Here is a 15,064-nt window from a genome sequence, read left to right on the forward strand (position 1 = left end):
GCTACAGGGATGAGTTCATCGGTGTCTCCTGACGGATTCGCTGTCGTACGGGGTCGCGGCTACCGGCCCGAGCAGGTCGACCGCGCCCTCACGGAGTTGGCGCGCCAGCGCGACTCCGCATGGGAGCGTGCCGCGCGACTGACCGTCCTCGGGCGGGAGATGGAGGACGAGGTGCGGCGGCTCGCCGACGTCGTCTCCAAGCTCCCGCCGCAGACGTACGACACCCTGGGCCCGCGCGCCCAGGGCCTGCTGACCACCGCCGAGCTGGAGGCCGTGGGCCTGCGCGAGCGCGCCGAGGCGGCCGTCGCCGACCTCCAGGAAGCCACCGGGTCGCACGCCCGCGAACTCCGCGACGCGGCGCACGAGTACGCCGTGGCGGTGCGGGCGGAGGCGGAGGAGTGGGCCCGGCAGGCCCGTCTCGCCGCCGAGTCCGTCTCCGACGACCTGCGCACGAAGGTGCGCCACGAGGTGACCCAGCGCCGGGAGGAGTCCCTCGCGGCCCTGAAGGAGATGCGCCGGCGCACCGCGCAGGCGCTCGCCGAGCAGGAGAAGGACCACGCGGAGCGCTGGGACGCGGCCGGCCGCGAGATCGCCGAGCGCGAGGCGGCGATGGACGCCCGGGTGGCGGCGATGGAGGAGTACGGCCGCACGGCCCTGAACGATGCGCAGCGCCACTACGCGGATGCGGAGGAGGCGGCCCGGCACGGCCAGGAGGACGCCGAGGCGCAGGCGGCGGCCGTGCTCGCGCAGGCGCGGGTGCGCGAGGAGCGGGTCGCGCGGGAGACCGAGCGGGTGCTGCGGGAGCACGAGGAGCGGCGCGAGGAGTTGCGGTCGCACATGGCGCATGTGCGCCATAGCCTGGCGGCGTTGACCGGCAAGCCTGTTGCGGAGGATGTCGGGGAAAGCTGAGGTCTGCTGTGGTTGCTCGCGCCCACGCGGCGGAGCCGCACATGTAACGGTCCCGCGCCCCTTATGGGGCGCGGGGAAACGCAATTACTTCGCCTGCACCACCAACGAGACCGTCACCAGCAGGCCGTCCTCCGTCGTGAGGCGGAGTACGTAACTGCCCGGCTGTCCGCCCGTGAACAGTTCCGGCACCTCGGCCACCCCGTCCTTGCCGGTCGGCGCGAGCGTCACGGTGCGGACCGGACTGCCCGCCTTGTCCTTGAAGAACGGGCCCGTCGTCTCGGCCGGCTTGCCGTCCGCGTAGACCGTGGCCGTCACCACCGTGCCGGCGACCGGCTTGCCCTTGCCGAGGGACTCGACCTTGATGCGCTCGGCGAACGAGCCCATCGGGGCCGCCGTCAGGATCTTCTTGCCGACGAGGGCGAGCTCGTCCGCCTTGCGCGCCTCGACGTCGGCGGCGAAGTCGGTGGCCGGAGCGACGTCCTTCACCGTGGCGCGCACGGTGAACTTGCCCGTCACGTCGCCCGCGGTGATCTGCGGTGCGGTGGCCACGCCGTCCTCGCCCGCGGTGACGGTGGCGGTGACCGTGCGGTCGTCGCCCTTGCCCGGGAAGCTCGCCCCGGTGTCACCGATGATCTCGAAGCGGACCTCGGCCTTCGGCACCGGCTTGCCGTTCTTGTCCAGGACCTTGACGCCCGGCCGGGCGTCGAACGTCTCGCCCGCCGTGGCCGTCAACGTGCCGCCGTCGCCGAGCCGTTCGAGGTGGTCGGCCACCGGCTTGGCCGGGGTCGGCGGAGTGGGCTTGTCGCCGCTGTGGTCCCCGCCCTGGTCGCCACCGCCGCCCGGCTTGGACGGCTGAGACGGCTCGGACGGCTTGGAGGGCTCGGACGGCTTGGACGGTTCGCTCGGCCTGCTCGAATTGCCGGGCTTGCTCGGCGCGTTCGGCGTGCTCGGTGCCGAGGGCCGCTCCGGCTTCCGCGCCGGCGGCACGCTCACGGGCGGCGGGGTGCCGGTCGGGCCCGAGCCGTGCCCGGTGTCGGGCAGCGAGACGGCCTCGCCGCTCTGGTACGTGCGCATCCAGGCCTCGACCGCGTTCACGTAGTCGCGGGAGCTGTTGTAGCTCAGGATCGCCCTGTCGAGGTCTGCGGGGTTGCTGAGGTCCTTGTTGCCGGCGCACAGGTAACGGGCGGTGCCGGCCGCCGCGTCGAAGATGTTGTTGGGGTCCTTGATGCCCAGGCCGCGGCCGTCCGCGCCGTAGCTCTCCCACGTGGACGGGATGAACTGCATGGGCCCGACGGCGTGGTCGTAGACGGGGTCGCCGTCCCACTTGCCGCCGTCGGTGTCCTTCACGAGCGCGAACTTGTCGCCGGTCAGGGCGGGGCCGATGATCGGCTTCTCGGTCGAGCCGTCGGAGCGCAGGCCGTAGCCGCTCGCGTGCTCGGACTCGACCTTGCCGATGCCGGCGATCAGCTGCCACGGGATGTGGCAGCCGGGGTAGAGGTCCTTGGCGAGGTCCTCGGCGTGCTTGTACGCGGCGAGGGCCGTCGCGGGAATGCCCGTCGCACCGTCCGGAGCGTCACCGGGCGTGCTGGTGCCGGGTCTTCCGCTGGCGCCGGGCCGCGGGACCAGGTCGGGCAGGGTGAGGTTGGGGGAGCCGTGCGGCCGGCTCTGCGGGTTGTCGGGTCCCGGTGTCGGGTCGCCCCCGTCCGCGGTGTTGTGCGGCGGGCTCGCGCCCACGGCCGCGGTGGTGAGACTGGCGACGAGCAGAGCAGTGCACAGTCCCTGGCGGGAGACGCTGGCAGCGCGAGTCTGAAGTATCTTCACGGAGGCTGCTTCCTTGGGAGACCGGCGGCCGTGCGAAGGGGGGTTGCACGAGCCCCCCTCGGCCATAACACCGAACACTAATTCCCTCAAGCATCAAATGTCTTGTCCGGGGACGGGATTCACAGGTTCTGCGCGCGCCGTTTCTCCGTACGCCCCCTTTTCCCGCCTCTCCCCGCCCCGCGGACGCGACCGGGCACCATCGTCGAGGGTCATGCGGTGCGGGCGGGGCGGGAAGCTGTAAACCCGTCACATCGGGTGACAAGCGGACAGGCGGAAATCGAGATCGGGAGAGCGCTCATACAACCGGTGCACGGTGGGGGAACGCCGGCCCCCGGACCCGAGGAGCCGTTCCCCGCGCTGCGGGCGGCGCTGGCGCAGGTCGCGCCGTCCCGGCTGGCGGAGATGACGGCGGAGCGGGACACGGTCTTCACGATGGCCACGCAGTCCAACAGCTTCGGGCCGATCGCCTTGTTCCAGCTGAAGTGGGCCACCGTGATCGAGGTCGAACGGTTCCCCGACGTCGCCCGCCGCCTTCACGCGGCCGAGCACGCCGCCCAGTCTCTCGACCGGGAGGACCCGGCATGGCGGGCGGCGATGGACGAGATCCGGGGGATCGTCGACAGTGCTCGAGCGGCTGTCAGCCGACGCGGCCGACGTGAATGATCACGATGGTGACGGTGCGCTCCGTGATCTCGTACAGCACCCGGTACCGCCCGACGTGCAGGCGTCGAAGATCGGGTGATCCGTACTCGGCGGCCCCGGCCGGGCGAGGATTCTCCGCCAGGAGGTCGATGGAGTCGAAGAGCAGCCGCAGCCCGTCCGGGTCCTCCTTGAGGAACCGGGTGGCGTTGTCGATCGCCTGCTCGTCCCAGACGATTTCGTAGGTCAACCGCGCTCCAGGCCGAGGAGTGCGCGGACCTCGTCATGGGGGACGCTTGCGACCTGGCCCGCCGCCTTGCGCTCCCGGTAGTGGGCGAGTGCGAGGGCATCTTCGATCTCGGCGAGTTCCTGCGGGTTTATCAGCACTGCGGCCGGTTGACCGTGATCGGTGATCGTGATGCGCTCGCGGGCGTGCGAGGCCCGGCGCACGAGAGTGCCGAAGCGGGCACGCGCTTCGGTGATCGGCAGGGTTTCACTCATGTGCAGAACTGTACACTTCCCGCACCTTCCTGGGGAGAGGTTTCAGGGCGCGGTGTCACCGCCCCGTCGTAGTCTGGAAGCACCCCGGCCCGTACGCACGCGTCGGGCGATTCGCGTTGTCCGCTTGCCCACCCCCGGGACGGGATGCCCTCCATGAGCCTGCACGGTCTGCTCGACGCCGTCGTCAACGATCCGGCGCTCGCCGAAGCGGTCAAGGCCGCGGGCGACGGCAACCGGCCGCACATCGACCTGGTCGGGCCGCCCGCCGCGCGGCCCTTCGCCATCGCCGCGCTGGCCCGGGACGCACAGCGGCCTGTGCTCGCCGTGACGGCGACGGGCCGGGAGGCCGAGGATCTCGCGGCCGCGCTGCGCTCGTTCCTCCCCGAGGACGCGGTCGTGGAGTACCCGTCCTGGGAGACGCTGCCGCACGAGCGGCTCTCCCCGCGCTCCGACACCGTCGGCCGCCGCCTCGCCGTGCTGCGCCGGCTCGCGCACCCGCGCAAGGACGACCCGGCCGCGGGGCCGGTGAGCGTCGTCGTCGCGCCCGTGCGCTCCGTGCTGCAGCCGCAGGTCAAGGGGCTCGGCGACCTGGAGCCCGTCAGCCTGCGCACCGGGCAGGCCGCGGACCTGGAGGAGGTCGTGGACGCCCTGGCCGCGGCCGCCTACGCACGCGTCGAACTGGTCGAGAAGCGCGGCGAGTTCGCGGTCCGCGGCGGCATCCTCGACGTCTTCCCGCCGACCGAGGAGCACCCGCTCCGGATCGAGTTCTGGGGCGACGACGTCGAGGAGATCCGCTACTTCAAGGTCGCCGACCAGCGCTCCCTGGAGATCGCCGAGCACGGCCTGTGGGCCCCGCCCTGCCGCGAGCTGCTGCTGACGGACTCCGTCCGGGAGCGGGCCGCGGCCCTCGCCGAGGAGCACCCCGAGCTGGGCGAGCTGCTCGGCAGGATCGCCGAGGGCATCGCCGTGGACGGCATGGAGTCCCTCGCGCCCGTCCTGGTGGACGACATGGAGCTGCTGCTGGACGTCCTGCCGGCCGGCAGCATGGCGGTCGTGTGCGACCCGGAGCGGGTGCGCACGCGCGCCGCGGACCTCGTGGCGACGAGCCAGGAGTTCCTGCAGGCCTCCTGGGCCGCCACCGCGGGCGGCGGCGAGGCCCCGATCGATGTGGACGCGGCCTCCCTGTGGAGCATCGCCGACGTCCGCGACCGGGCCCGCGAGCTCGGCATGATGTGGTGGTCGGTGAGTCCCTTCGCCGCAGGTGAGGACGAGGGCGACGGCGACACCCTCAAGCTCGGCATGCACGCCCCCGAGACCTACCGCGGCGACACCGCCCGCGCCCTGGCCGACACCAAGGGCTGGCTGGCCGACGGCTGGCGCACGGTCTTCCTCACCGAGGGCCACGGCCCGGCCGCCCGCACCGTCGAGGTGCTCGGCGGCGAGGGCATCGCCGCCCGCCTCGACGCCGACCTGGAGACGGTCGCCCCGTCCGTCGTGCACGTCTCCTGCGCGGGCATCGACACCGGCTTCGTCGACCCCAAGCTGAAGATCGCCGTCCTGACGGAGACCGACCTCTCCGGCCAGAAGTCCGCCAGCAAGGACCTGGGCCGGATGCCGGTCCGCCGCCGCAAGACGATCGACCCGCTGACCCTCCAGGCCGGCGACTACATCGTCCACGAGCAGCACGGCGTCGGCCGCTACATCGAGATGGTCCAGCGCACCGTCCAGGGCGCCACCCGCGAGTACCTGCTCGTCGAGTACGCCCCCGCCAAGCGCGGCCAGCCGGGCGACCGCCTCTACATCCCCACCGACCAGCTGGAGCAGGTCACCAAGTACGTCGGCGGCGAGGCCCCCACGCTGCACCGGCTCGGCGGCGCCGACTGGACCAAGACCAAGGCGCGCGCCAAGAAGGCCGTCAAGGAGATCGCCGCCGACCTGATCAAGCTCTACTCGGCCCGGATGGCCGCCCCCGGCCACCCCTTCGGCACGGACACCCCCTGGCAGCGTGAGCTGGAGGACGCCTTCCCCTACGCCGAGACGCCCGACCAGCTCACCACCATCGCCGAGGTCAAGGAGGACATGGAGAAGTCCGTCCCCATGGACCGCCTGGTCTGCGGCGACGTCGGCTACGGCAAGACCGAGATCGCGGTCCGCGCGGCCTTCAAGGCGGTGCAGGACGGCAAGCAGGTCGCGGTGCTGGTGCCGACGACCCTGCTGGTGCAGCAGCACTTCGGCACGTTCTCCGAGCGCTACTCCCAATTCCCGGTCGTGGTCAAGGCGTTGTCCCGGTTCCAGACGGACGCCGAGGCGAAGGCCGTCCTGGAGGGCCTGCGCGAGGGCTCGGTCGACGTCGTCATCGGCACGCACCGCCTCTTCTCCTCCGAGACGAAGTTCAAGGACCTCGGCCTGGTCATCGTCGACGAGGAGCAGCGCTTCGGCGTCGAGCACAAGGAGCAGCTGAAGAAGCTCCGGGCCAACGTGGACGTGCTGACGATGTCCGCGACCCCGATCCCGCGCACGCTGGAGATGGCCGTCACCGGCATCCGCGAGATGTCGACGATCACCACCCCGCCGGAGGAGCGCCACCCGGTGCTCACCTTCGTCGGCCCGTACGACCAGAAGCAGATCGGCGCCGCCATCCGCCGCGAACTGCTCCGCGAGGGACAGGTCTTCTACATCCACAACCGCGTCGAGTCCATCGACCGGGCGGCCGCGAAGCTGCGCGAGATCGTGCCCGAGGCGCGGATCGCCACGGCGCACGGCCAGATGGGAGAGAGCGCGCTGGAGCAGGTCGTCGTCGACTTCTGGGAGAAGAAGTTCGACGTGCTCGTCTCGACGACGATCGTCGAGTCCGGCATCGACATCTCCAACGCCAACACGCTGATCGTCGAGCGCGGCGACAACTTCGGCCTCTCGCAGCTGCACCAGCTGCGCGGCCGGGTGGGCCGCAGCCGGGAGCGCGGCTACGCGTACTTCCTCTACCCGCCGGAGAAGCCGCTCACCGAGACGGCGCACGAGCGCCTGGCCACCATCGCCCAGCACACGGAGATGGGCGCGGGCATGTACGTCGCGATGAAGGACCTGGAGATCCGCGGCGCGGGCAACCTGCTCGGCGGCGAGCAGTCCGGCCACATCGCGGGCGTCGGCTTCGACCTCTACATCCGCATGGTCGGCGAGGCCGTCGCGGATTACCGCGCTTCGTTGGAGGGCGGCGTGGAGGAGGAGCCGCCGCTGGAGGTCAAGATCGAGCTCCCGGTGGACGCGCACGTTCCGCACGACTACGCGCCGGGCGAGCAGCTGCGCCTCCAGGCGTACCGGGCGATCGCCTCGGCGAATTCCGAGGAGGACATCAAGGCGGTCCGCGAGGAACTGACCGACCGCTACGGCAAGTTGCCGGAGCCCGTGGAGAACCTGCTGCTCGTGGCCGGCCTGCGGATGCTGGCGCGGGCGTGCGGGGTCGCCGACATCACCCTGCAGGGGGCGAACGTGCGGTTCGGCCCGGTGGACCTGCGGGAGTCGCAGGAGCTGCGGCTGAAGCGGCTGTACCCGCGGACGGTGCTCAAGCCGGCGACCCGGCAGATCCTGGTCCCCCGCCCGGCGACCCGCCCGATCGGCGGCAAGCCTTTGGTCGGACGGGAGCTGTTGGCTTGGGTCGGCGAGTTCCTGACCACGATCCTGGGCTGAGGGCTGTCCCCTATATAGAGGGCCGTCCCCTATATATAGGGGACGGGACCAGGCCTAACCGACGCGCTGCAGCACCACGTAGCCGCCCGCGTCGCCGAACAGATCGAACCGGACCCCGGGGTGCAGCCTCTGCACCTCGGCCAGCAGGTCCTTCGCCGACCGTCCGTCCCCGACCCGCAGCGCGACGTAATCCGGCGTGATCCCCCGGGTGTCCCCTATCCACAGCACCCGGCACCGGTTGACCAGCCGGCTGATCGGGCCCACGTCGGACTCGACGACGGAGCCGTCGGGGATGCGGTCCAGCAGCCCCTCCGCCGCCTTCACGCTCGCCGGTATCCGGTAGCTGTCCGGCACCGTCAGGCTGTACAGCGGCAGCGAGGCCGTGAGCGCCAGCGCCGCCGCGAGCACCGCGCCGGGCAGGTGCTGCGCGTACGTCCGCAGCCAGGCGCGGCCCGCGCGCGGCGCGTCCGCCAGCGCGTCCGCCAGGGCGATGAAGACGACCGGCATCAGGACCGCGCTGTAGTGCCAGTCGGTGCCCCAGTAGTGGTCGTCGTGGGAGAGGAAGCGCCACCCCAGCGTCGGCAGCGCGACGATCAGTACGGGCGAGCGCAGCGCGAACAGGCCCGTCGTGGGCAGCACGATCCACAGCAGCGTGCGGATCGCGGTGTCGAGCGGGATGACGGGGGCGGGCCCGGGGGCCCCGCTGCCGTCGAGCTTGGTCCAGTAGTCGTACGCCCCGCTGTGGTTGAAGCTCGGGATGACCACGCCGAGGGCCACGGCCGTCGCCACGAGCCCGAAGCCCACCAGCCCCAGGGCCCACGCGGCCGCCCGCGGATCGCTGCGGACGCCCCGCAGCCGTATCAGCACCAGCGCGCCGATGACGGCGGCGGTGACCCCCAGGTCCTCCTTGACCAGCACCAGCGGTGCCGCCCAGAGCACCGCGGTCCGCCACCGCCGCCGCACCACGGCCTCCAGGGAGAAGGCCAGCAGCGGCATCGCGAAGGCGATCTCGTGGAAGTCGAAGTCGACCGCCCGCTGCACGCCCCACGACAGCCCGTACGCCACCCCGATCGCGAGGCCGCGCCCGCGGCCCAGCAGGTGTGCGGCGAGCCGGGTCACCGGGACCGTGGACAGGGCGAACAGCAGGGCCTGGACGACCAGGAGGGTCACCGGGGACGGGAAGACCCGGTAGAAGGGGGCGATCAGCGCGGTGACAGGGCTGAAATGGTCGCCGAGGATATTGGTGCCGGGCCCCTTGAGGTCGGCTATCGGCGCGCCGAGCCGGGCGTAGCCCTGTATCGCCTGCTCGAAGATGCCCAGGTCCCAGGACATGGTGAGCATGCGGACGTGCCGGCTCAGCGAGAGCGCGGTGTAGAGGACGAAGAAGACGCCGCCGACCCGGTACGGGTCGAGCCGGGGGGCGCGCAGGGCGGTACGGGCCGCGGACGCGCCGCGCTGCCGTGCCGGGGCCGTGGCCACTGCCGGTTCCATGGGGGGCTTGTCCTCTCTGTACCGCTGCACCGTGAATGTCGAAAAGATACGCGAAACGGCTCTCCCGGTTCTCCTGCGGAGACGGCCCCCGGACCGGGCCGGTTCGCCTACCATCGATCAACGCCCGATCGTTGTGCCCGCCCGTACCCCTTCCCGGGAGGCTTCATGATCCGCCGCAGGACCGCGCTCGCCGTCTCCGCCGCCGCACTGCTCACCGCGTCCCCCCTGCTCACCGCCTGCGGCTCGGCCCCGCATCCGGGTGCCGCGGCCGTCGTGGGCAAGGACAGGATCACCGTCTCGCAGCTGCAGAGCCAGGTGAACGACGTGCGGGACGCGCAGCAGTCCTCGCCGCAGGGCCGGCAGATGCTGGCGGACAGCGCCCGCCTCGGCCAGGACACCCTGGTCCGGCTCATCCAGTACCGCATCATCGAGCAGGCCGGCGAGGACAACGGGGTGCAGGTCACCCGCCGCGAGGTCCAGGAGCAGCGCGCCAAGGTCGAGAAGGCCAACGGCGGCGCCGACGCGGTCGAGAGCAGGTTCCTCGCGCTCGGCATCGCCCCCGACCAGATCGACCAGGCGCTGACCATGGACCTGGTCCGCAGCAAGCTGGACGGCAAGCTGGGGGCCGCGCGGACCAACGACGTCCTGATGCGGACCTCCGACGCGCTGCGCGTCGACGTCAATCCGCGCTACGGCTCCTGGGACGCGAAGCGCGGCACCGCGCGGCCCGCGCAGGAGCCCTGGCTGCGGCCCATGACGACCGCGCCCGAACAACCGGCCTGAGCCGGGGCCGACGGCACGGCATAGGCTCGTCCGTGTGAACGCCTCCACGGACTCCGCCGGCCGCATCGTCCTCCTCACCACCAGCCACCGGGTCGCCCCGGGGCTGCTGTCCTGGCCCGCGTGGCAGGCGCTGCGCGAGGCCGGGCGGGTGCTGTGCGCCGACCCCGACCACCCGCAGCTGCCGTATCTGCGGGAGGCCGGGGTCGAGGTCGAACAGGCCGGTGCCGGCGCCCGCGAGCTCGTCGACTACTGCGTGCGCGAGCAGCGCACCGCCGTCGTGATCAGCTCGGCCGAGGGCGAGTCCGCCCTCACCGACGGCCTCGCCCGGCTGGCCGGCTCCGGGCGCGAGACCATGCCCGCCCTGGAGCTGCTCCCCGGCTCGTACGATCTGCCCGGCGCCCGGCTGCTGGACCTGGTGCAGGTCATGGACCGGATCCGGGCCGCCTGCCCGTGGAGTGGCATACGGACCCACGAGGACCTGGCCAAGTACGGGCTGGAGGAGATGTACGAGCTCCTGGAGGCCATCGAGACCGGGGACCGGGAGGCGCTGCGCGAGGAACTCGGCGACGTCCTGCTCCAGGTGGTCTTCCACGCCCGGATCGCCCAGGACGACCCGGACGAGCCGTTCTCCGTCGACGACGTCGCGGGCACGATCGTCGAGAAGCTCATCCACCGTCACCCGCACGTCTTCGGCGAGGAGACCGCCGAGACGCCGGAGGAGGTCAAGGCGCACTGGATGCGGACGAAGGCGGAGGAGAAGCGCCGGGAGTCCGTCACCGAGGGCGTGCCGCTGGGCCAGCCGGCGCTGGCGCTGGCCGCGAAGCTGGCGTCGCGTGCGCGGCACGAGGGCCTGGACGTGGCCCTCCCGGCGGGCGAGGGCATCGGCTACGAACTGCTGGCCCTCGCGGTGCGGGCCGAGGCGGAGGGGGTGGAGCCGGAGACCGCGCTGCGGGCCGCATCCCGCGTGTACCGGGATGCGGTGCTGGCTGCCGAGCGGGGGCGCTGAGCCCGGTTTTCGGCTGCAGGCCCGCCGCGACCAGTCGGGGACGGCCCGCACTCGAAGAATCATGCGTTCATTCGTTCGGCCTAGCGATGGTCATGGCCAGGCGCCCGGGGGGTACTCCCGTTCCATGGAACTCGCCCTCCCCGCCTACCTCGGCGGCCTCGCGCCCTTCATCGTCGGGATCTTCGTCGTCGCCCTGCTGGTCGGGGCGGTGGCCTACGGGATGCGGAAACGCGACCAGGAGCCGCCACCGCCCTCGCAGCCGCAGCGGCGCATGGGTGCCTGGACGACGCCCGAGGAGGGGGACCGTCCCCGGACGCCCGAGCACGGCCCGGGCCATGACGACGACGAGGACGCCGTCGGCTACGTCCGCGGGCACCGCGAGTCGGACCGGCTCCAGACGGAGGCCGACGGGGAGCGGGTGCTGCCGCACGAGATCCGCAACCCGGGCAGTCATCCGGAGGAGCCGTCCGAAGAGGACAAGAAGTGGCGCCCGGGCGGCAGCGGCTCCTTCGGCAGCGGAGGCGCGGGGGCGCGGTAGCGGTACGAAGTACCGTCGGTGCCGTGCACCAGAACGACACCTCCGCCGCCCCCGACCTCTTCACCTGGGAGTTCGCCGCCGACCCCTACCCGGCGTACGCCTGGCTCCGCGAGCACTCCCCGGTGCACCGCACCACTCTCCCCAGCGGGGTGGAGGCCTGGCTCGTCACCCGGTACGCCGACGCCCGGCAGGCCCTCGCCGACCAGCGGCTCTCGAAGAACCCGGTGCACCACTCCGAGCAGTCCGCCCACGGCAAGGGCAAGACCGGCATCCCGGGCGAGCGCAGCGCCAACCTCATGACGCACCTGCTCAACATCGATCCCCCGGACCACACCCGGCTCCGCCGTCTCGTCTCCAAGGCGTTCACGCCGCGGCGCGTGGCGGAGTTCGCCCCGCGTGTGCAGGAGCTCACCGACCGCCTCATCGACGGCTTCGCCGAGAAGGGGGAGGCGGACCTCATCCACGAGTTCGCCTTCCCGCTCCCCATCTACGCGATCTGCGACATGCTCGGCGTCCCGCCCGAGGACCAGGACGACTTCCGCGACTGGGCGGGCATGATGATCCGCCACGGCGGCGGCCCGCGCGGCGGAGTGGCCCGCTCCGTGAAGAAGATGCGGGGCTATCTCGCGGAGTTGATCCACCGAAAGCGCAACGACCCGGGTGAAGACCTCATTTCGGGGCTGATCCGGGCAAGCGACCACGGCGAGCACCTCACCGAGAACGAGGCCGCCGCCATGGCCTTCATCCTGTTGTTTGCCGGTTTCGAAACAACTGTGAACCTGATCGGTAACGGAACCTACGCCCTGCTGCGCAACCCGGATCAGCGCGAACGCCTGCAAAACGCCCTCGCGGAGGGCGACGAGAGCCTGCTGGCCACGGGGGTCGAGGAACTCCTGCGCTACGACGGCCCGGTGGAGCTGGCCACCTGGCGCTTCGCCACCGAGTCCCTGACGCTGGGCGGGCAGCGCATCGCCGAGGGCGACCCGGTGCTGGTCGTGCTGGCCGCCGCCGACCGCGACCCGGAGCGGTTCGCCGACCCGGACACCCTCGACCTCGCCCGGCGCGACAACCAGCACCTCGGGTACGGGCACGGGATCCACTACTGCCTGGGGGCGCCGCTGGCGCGGCTGGAGGGGCAGACGGCGCTCGCGACCCTGCTGCGCCGTCTGCCCGACCTGCGGCTGGCCGCCGATCCGGACGACCTGCGCTGGCGCGGCGGGCTCATCATGCGCGGACTGCGCACGCTGCCCGTGGAGTTCGCACCGGAGGCCCGGGCCGCTGCCGGATGACGTACGGTCAAGTGGTGTGACCGCGGCGTGACCTCGGATACACCGGCTTGTGACTCCCGGGGGCCGTCGCTATGTTCGACGACCACATGAGCCCCGAGACGAGAGGCCCACGCATGCGCGCAGGCAACGGAAGACATCGCCGCCCCCGTCAGGCACCCGCGATCGTGGTCGCAGCGGGGGTGACGGGTTCGGCCCTCGCCATGCCGCTGCTGGCCGCCACCGGCGCGTCCGCGGCCGACACCGGTACGTGGGACCAGGTCGCCCAGTGCGAGAGCGGCGGGACCTGGAGCGCGGCCGGCGGGGGCGGACTGGGGATCTCGCAGGACGCGTGGGAGCAGAACGGCGGCCGTGCGTACGCCCCGCGCCCCGACCTCGCCAGCCGCTCCCAGCAGATAGCCGTCGCCGAGAGCATGCTCGACGGCCAGGGCGCCGGCGCGTGGGGCGGCTGCGGCGCGAGCGCGGGCCTGTCCCGCGGGAGCAAGGCGCCGGAGGTGGACCCGGGTGCCACCCAGACCCCGGCACCCAGGGCGCCCGCGCCGGAGCGCAAGGCTCCGCCGGTGCACGAGCCGTCGTCCTCAGCGCCGTCCGACGGCGCGTCCGGGGACACGAAGCCGGCGCCCGGCACGGCCACGCCCGGCGGTCCCGCTTCCACGAGCCCGGCGACCCCGTCGCCCTCGCCCTCCGACGACGACCGGTCGCACGGCAGGCACCGCAAGGACGACCCGGCCCCCACGCCGTCGACGGGCTCCACGGCGCCCTCCGGCACGCCCTCGGGCACCCCGTCCGGCACGCCCTCCACGGACCCGGCGAACCCGCACCCGTCCCTGCCCGGCACGCCGTCCGGCACCCCGTCCGACGCTCCGTCGAACTCCGGCCCCGGCACCGGGGACACCGGTTCCGGCAACGGCAAGCACCGCGCGGAGCCGCCCCGTTCCGGCGACGACGGGCGTGTTTCGCGCGGAGGTTCGGACGCCCGCACCGGTGGCCCCTCCGACCACGACTACACCGTGCGCCCCGGTGACAACCTGTCAGTCATCGCGGAAGACCATTCGGTGAAGGGCGGTTGGCACTCGTTGTACGAGAACAATCAAAAGACCGTCGGAACCGATCCCGACCTCATCCAGCCTGGTCAGCGCCTCGATCTGGGCCGGTAGTGCGGCAGTTCGGGTCGAATGTCCGTTCACGCGGGAAAATGAGACAAGGCTCTCGTTGACTTTTGGCTGGACGGCCTCGGTCCGTTCTCCGCGCACCACCTCCCACCTGCGGAAACATCAGGTTCCCAGGGGTAACTGCAGTCAGTGGTGGCTGAAAAGAGGGGTTTGAACCCGTCGGCCGCCTGTGTTTACCGTCATCACCGCTCGCCATCGCGAGCACCACGGTCGTCACGCCGAATCCTGCCGACGGCCGCGGGAACCGTCGCGCAAGCGCCGTAGGCAGGAGCGGGGGAACCAAGGTAGGTCGCCGCAACGGCCGCCGGTGCAGACCGGCAAGCCGGAGCGGCTAGGGGTGAAGCCCGGTGCGCGCAAGCCACTGGGCCGGGCAAACTCACAGCCCGAACCCGACAGCTCACCTCGTAGGCGCCGGTGAGGAAACGACTCATGTCCAAGGGCAAGCATCGCCGTCCGTCCAAGGCCGTCCGCATCGTCACGCTCGCCGGGGTCGCCGGCGTCGCCGTGGCCGCCCCGCTGATGGTCGCAACCTCCGCCAACGCCGCCTCGGTCTCCACCTGGGACAAGGTCGCCCAGTGCGAGTCCGGTGGCGACTGGTCGATCAACACCGGCAACGGTTACTACGGCGGCCTGCAGTTCTCGAACTCCTCCTGGGCAGCCGCGGGCGGCACCAAGTACGCCCCGCGCGCCGACCTCGCCTCCAAGAGCCAGCAGATCGCCACCGCCGAGAAGCTGCTCGCCATGCAGGGCCCGGGCGCCTGGGGCTGCGCCGGTGCGGGCAACCTGTCCTCCGGCGGCGCCAAGGCCGACGTGGACACCTCCGACGACTCCGGCTCCTCGTCGAAGTCCTCGAAGTCCGAGCGCAACAACTGGTCGAGCAAGAGCCACGCCGACCGCAGCGAGCGCCAGGCGGCCCCGAAGCACGCCAAGCCGCAGCAGGAGTCCTCCGACGACGACTCGTCCGACGAGACCCCGGCGAAGCAGTACACGCCGAAGCACGCCGCCCCGAAGGCGAAGGACGTCAAGACGGGCGACGGCGAGTACACGGTCAAGGAAGGCGACACCCTCGGGACGATCGCCGACGCCCAGCACGTCAAGGGCGGCTGGGAGAAGCTCTTCGACCGCAACAAGGACATCGTCGACAACGCCGACCTGATCTTCCCGGGCCAGAAGCTGCACCTCAGCTGAGCTTCACCGCCCCAGCGGACCGCCCCGCTCCGATGCGTCCTCCCCC

At 72.0% G+C, this 15,064-nt stretch carries 13 protein-coding genes and 1 riboswitch; of the genes, 9 read left to right on the forward strand and 4 right to left on the reverse strand.

Annotated elements, in window-relative coordinates; all coding sequences use genetic code 11:
- The first annotated feature begins 9 nt into the window (after nucleotides 1-9).
- Entirely contained in the window at nucleotides 10-909 is a 900-nt protein-coding gene (locus tag ACWD4B_RS10780; protein ID WP_451420419.1) for a cellulose-binding protein, read from the forward strand.
- Nucleotides 910-993: 84 nt separating this feature from the next.
- On the opposite strand, the gene ACWD4B_RS10785 is transcribed toward ACWD4B_RS10780, so the two are convergent.
- Nucleotides 994-2,730: a hypothetical protein gene (locus ACWD4B_RS10785; protein ID WP_451420420.1), complete on the reverse strand. Its 1,737-nt coding sequence runs from the start codon at nucleotides 2,728-2,730 to the stop codon at nucleotides 994-996.
- A gap of 306 nt (nucleotides 2,731-3,036) precedes the next feature.
- Between ACWD4B_RS10785 and ACWD4B_RS10790 the strand changes: the two genes are divergently transcribed.
- Nucleotides 3,037-3,393 carry a hypothetical protein gene (locus ACWD4B_RS10790; protein WP_451420421.1) on the forward strand — a complete coding sequence of 119 codons (357 nt, stop codon included), beginning with the start codon at nucleotides 3,037-3,039 and terminating at the stop codon, nucleotides 3,391-3,393.
- Here ACWD4B_RS10790 and ACWD4B_RS10795 read toward each other — a convergent pair.
- Together ACWD4B_RS10795 and ACWD4B_RS10800 are read right to left on the reverse strand one after the other, a co-directional pair.
- On the reverse strand, nucleotides 3,368-3,619 hold the full coding sequence (locus tag ACWD4B_RS10795) for a type II toxin-antitoxin system RelE family toxin (RefSeq protein ID WP_451420422.1): 252 nt from the start codon (nucleotides 3,617-3,619) through the stop codon (nucleotides 3,368-3,370). The two genes, ACWD4B_RS10790 and ACWD4B_RS10795, sit on opposite strands and share 26 nt — an antisense overlap.
- Entirely contained in the window at nucleotides 3,616-3,870 is a 255-nt protein-coding gene (locus tag ACWD4B_RS10800; RefSeq protein WP_451420423.1) for a type II toxin-antitoxin system Phd/YefM family antitoxin, read from the reverse strand. Before ACWD4B_RS10800 ends, ACWD4B_RS10795 begins: the two co-directional genes overlap by 4 nt.
- 153 nt (nucleotides 3,871-4,023) lie before the next feature.
- Between ACWD4B_RS10800 and mfd the strand changes: the two genes are divergently transcribed.
- A complete protein-coding gene (mfd, locus tag ACWD4B_RS10805) occupies nucleotides 4,024-7,554 on the forward strand; it encodes a transcription-repair coupling factor (protein WP_451420424.1) in 3,531 nt (1,176 codons plus the stop codon).
- A 54-nt stretch (nucleotides 7,555-7,608) separates the two neighbouring features.
- Here mfd and ACWD4B_RS10810 read toward each other — a convergent pair whose 3' ends face one another.
- Nucleotides 7,609-9,045 (reverse strand): DUF2079 domain-containing protein, encoded by a 1,437-nt coding sequence (locus ACWD4B_RS10810; RefSeq protein WP_451420425.1) that lies wholly within the window; start codon nucleotides 9,043-9,045, stop codon nucleotides 7,609-7,611.
- A 165-nt stretch (nucleotides 9,046-9,210) separates the two neighbouring features.
- On the opposite strand from ACWD4B_RS10810, the gene ACWD4B_RS10815 reads away from it, so the two are divergent.
- From ACWD4B_RS10815 to ACWD4B_RS10840, 6 genes are all read left to right on the forward strand, one after another.
- A complete protein-coding gene (locus tag ACWD4B_RS10815; RefSeq protein WP_451420426.1) occupies nucleotides 9,211-9,828 on the forward strand; it encodes a SurA N-terminal domain-containing protein in 618 nt (205 codons plus the stop codon).
- A gap of 34 nt (nucleotides 9,829-9,862) precedes the next feature.
- The gene (locus ACWD4B_RS10820) at nucleotides 9,863-10,834 is read left to right on the forward strand and encodes a nucleoside triphosphate pyrophosphohydrolase (RefSeq protein ID WP_451420427.1); all 972 of its coding nucleotides are present in this window, start codon (nucleotides 9,863-9,865) and stop codon (nucleotides 10,832-10,834) included.
- A gap of 124 nt (nucleotides 10,835-10,958) precedes the next feature.
- Nucleotides 10,959-11,372 carry a DUF6479 family protein gene (locus tag ACWD4B_RS10825; RefSeq protein ID WP_451420428.1) on the forward strand — a complete coding sequence of 138 codons (414 nt, stop codon included), beginning with the start codon at nucleotides 10,959-10,961 and terminating at the stop codon, nucleotides 11,370-11,372.
- 23 nt (nucleotides 11,373-11,395) lie between these two features.
- A complete protein-coding gene (locus tag ACWD4B_RS10830) occupies nucleotides 11,396-12,661 on the forward strand; it encodes a cytochrome P450 family protein (RefSeq protein ID WP_451420429.1) in 1,266 nt (421 codons plus the stop codon).
- A gap of 113 nt (nucleotides 12,662-12,774) precedes the next feature.
- A complete protein-coding gene (locus tag ACWD4B_RS10835) occupies nucleotides 12,775-13,815 on the forward strand; it encodes a transglycosylase family protein (protein ID WP_451420430.1) in 1,041 nt (346 codons plus the stop codon).
- 261 nt (nucleotides 13,816-14,076) lie between these two features.
- Nucleotides 14,077-14,256, forward strand: a riboswitch (cyclic di-AMP (ydaO/yuaA leader).
- Between the two features lie 3 nt (nucleotides 14,257-14,259).
- On the forward strand, nucleotides 14,260-15,018 hold the full coding sequence (locus ACWD4B_RS10840) for a transglycosylase family protein (RefSeq protein WP_451420431.1): 759 nt from the start codon (nucleotides 14,260-14,262) through the stop codon (nucleotides 15,016-15,018).
- The last annotated feature ends 46 nt before the right edge of the window (nucleotides 15,019-15,064 follow it).

Source organism: Streptomyces sp. NPDC002536, from assembly GCF_053594995.1.

Coding starts and splice junctions, on each gene's coding strand:
- ACWD4B_RS10815 (WP_451420426.1), top strand. CDS start 9,211: ATGATCCGCCGCAGGACCGCGCTCGCCGTCTCCGCCGCCGCACTGCTC.
- ACWD4B_RS10800 (WP_451420423.1), bottom strand. CDS start 3,870: ATGAGTGAAACCCTGCCGATCACCGAAGCGCGTGCCCGCTTCGGCACT.
- ACWD4B_RS10780 (WP_451420419.1), top strand. CDS start 10: ATGAGTTCATCGGTGTCTCCTGACGGATTCGCTGTCGTACGGGGTCGC.
- ACWD4B_RS10840 (WP_451420431.1), top strand. CDS start 14,260: ATGTCCAAGGGCAAGCATCGCCGTCCGTCCAAGGCCGTCCGCATCGTC.
- ACWD4B_RS10810 (WP_451420425.1), bottom strand. CDS start 9,045: ATGGAACCGGCAGTGGCCACGGCCCCGGCACGGCAGCGCGGCGCGTCC.
- ACWD4B_RS10825 (WP_451420428.1), top strand. CDS start 10,959: ATGGAACTCGCCCTCCCCGCCTACCTCGGCGGCCTCGCGCCCTTCATC.
- mfd (WP_451420424.1), top strand. CDS start 4,024: ATGAGCCTGCACGGTCTGCTCGACGCCGTCGTCAACGATCCGGCGCTC.
- ACWD4B_RS10835 (WP_451420430.1), top strand. CDS start 12,775: ATGCGCGCAGGCAACGGAAGACATCGCCGCCCCCGTCAGGCACCCGCG.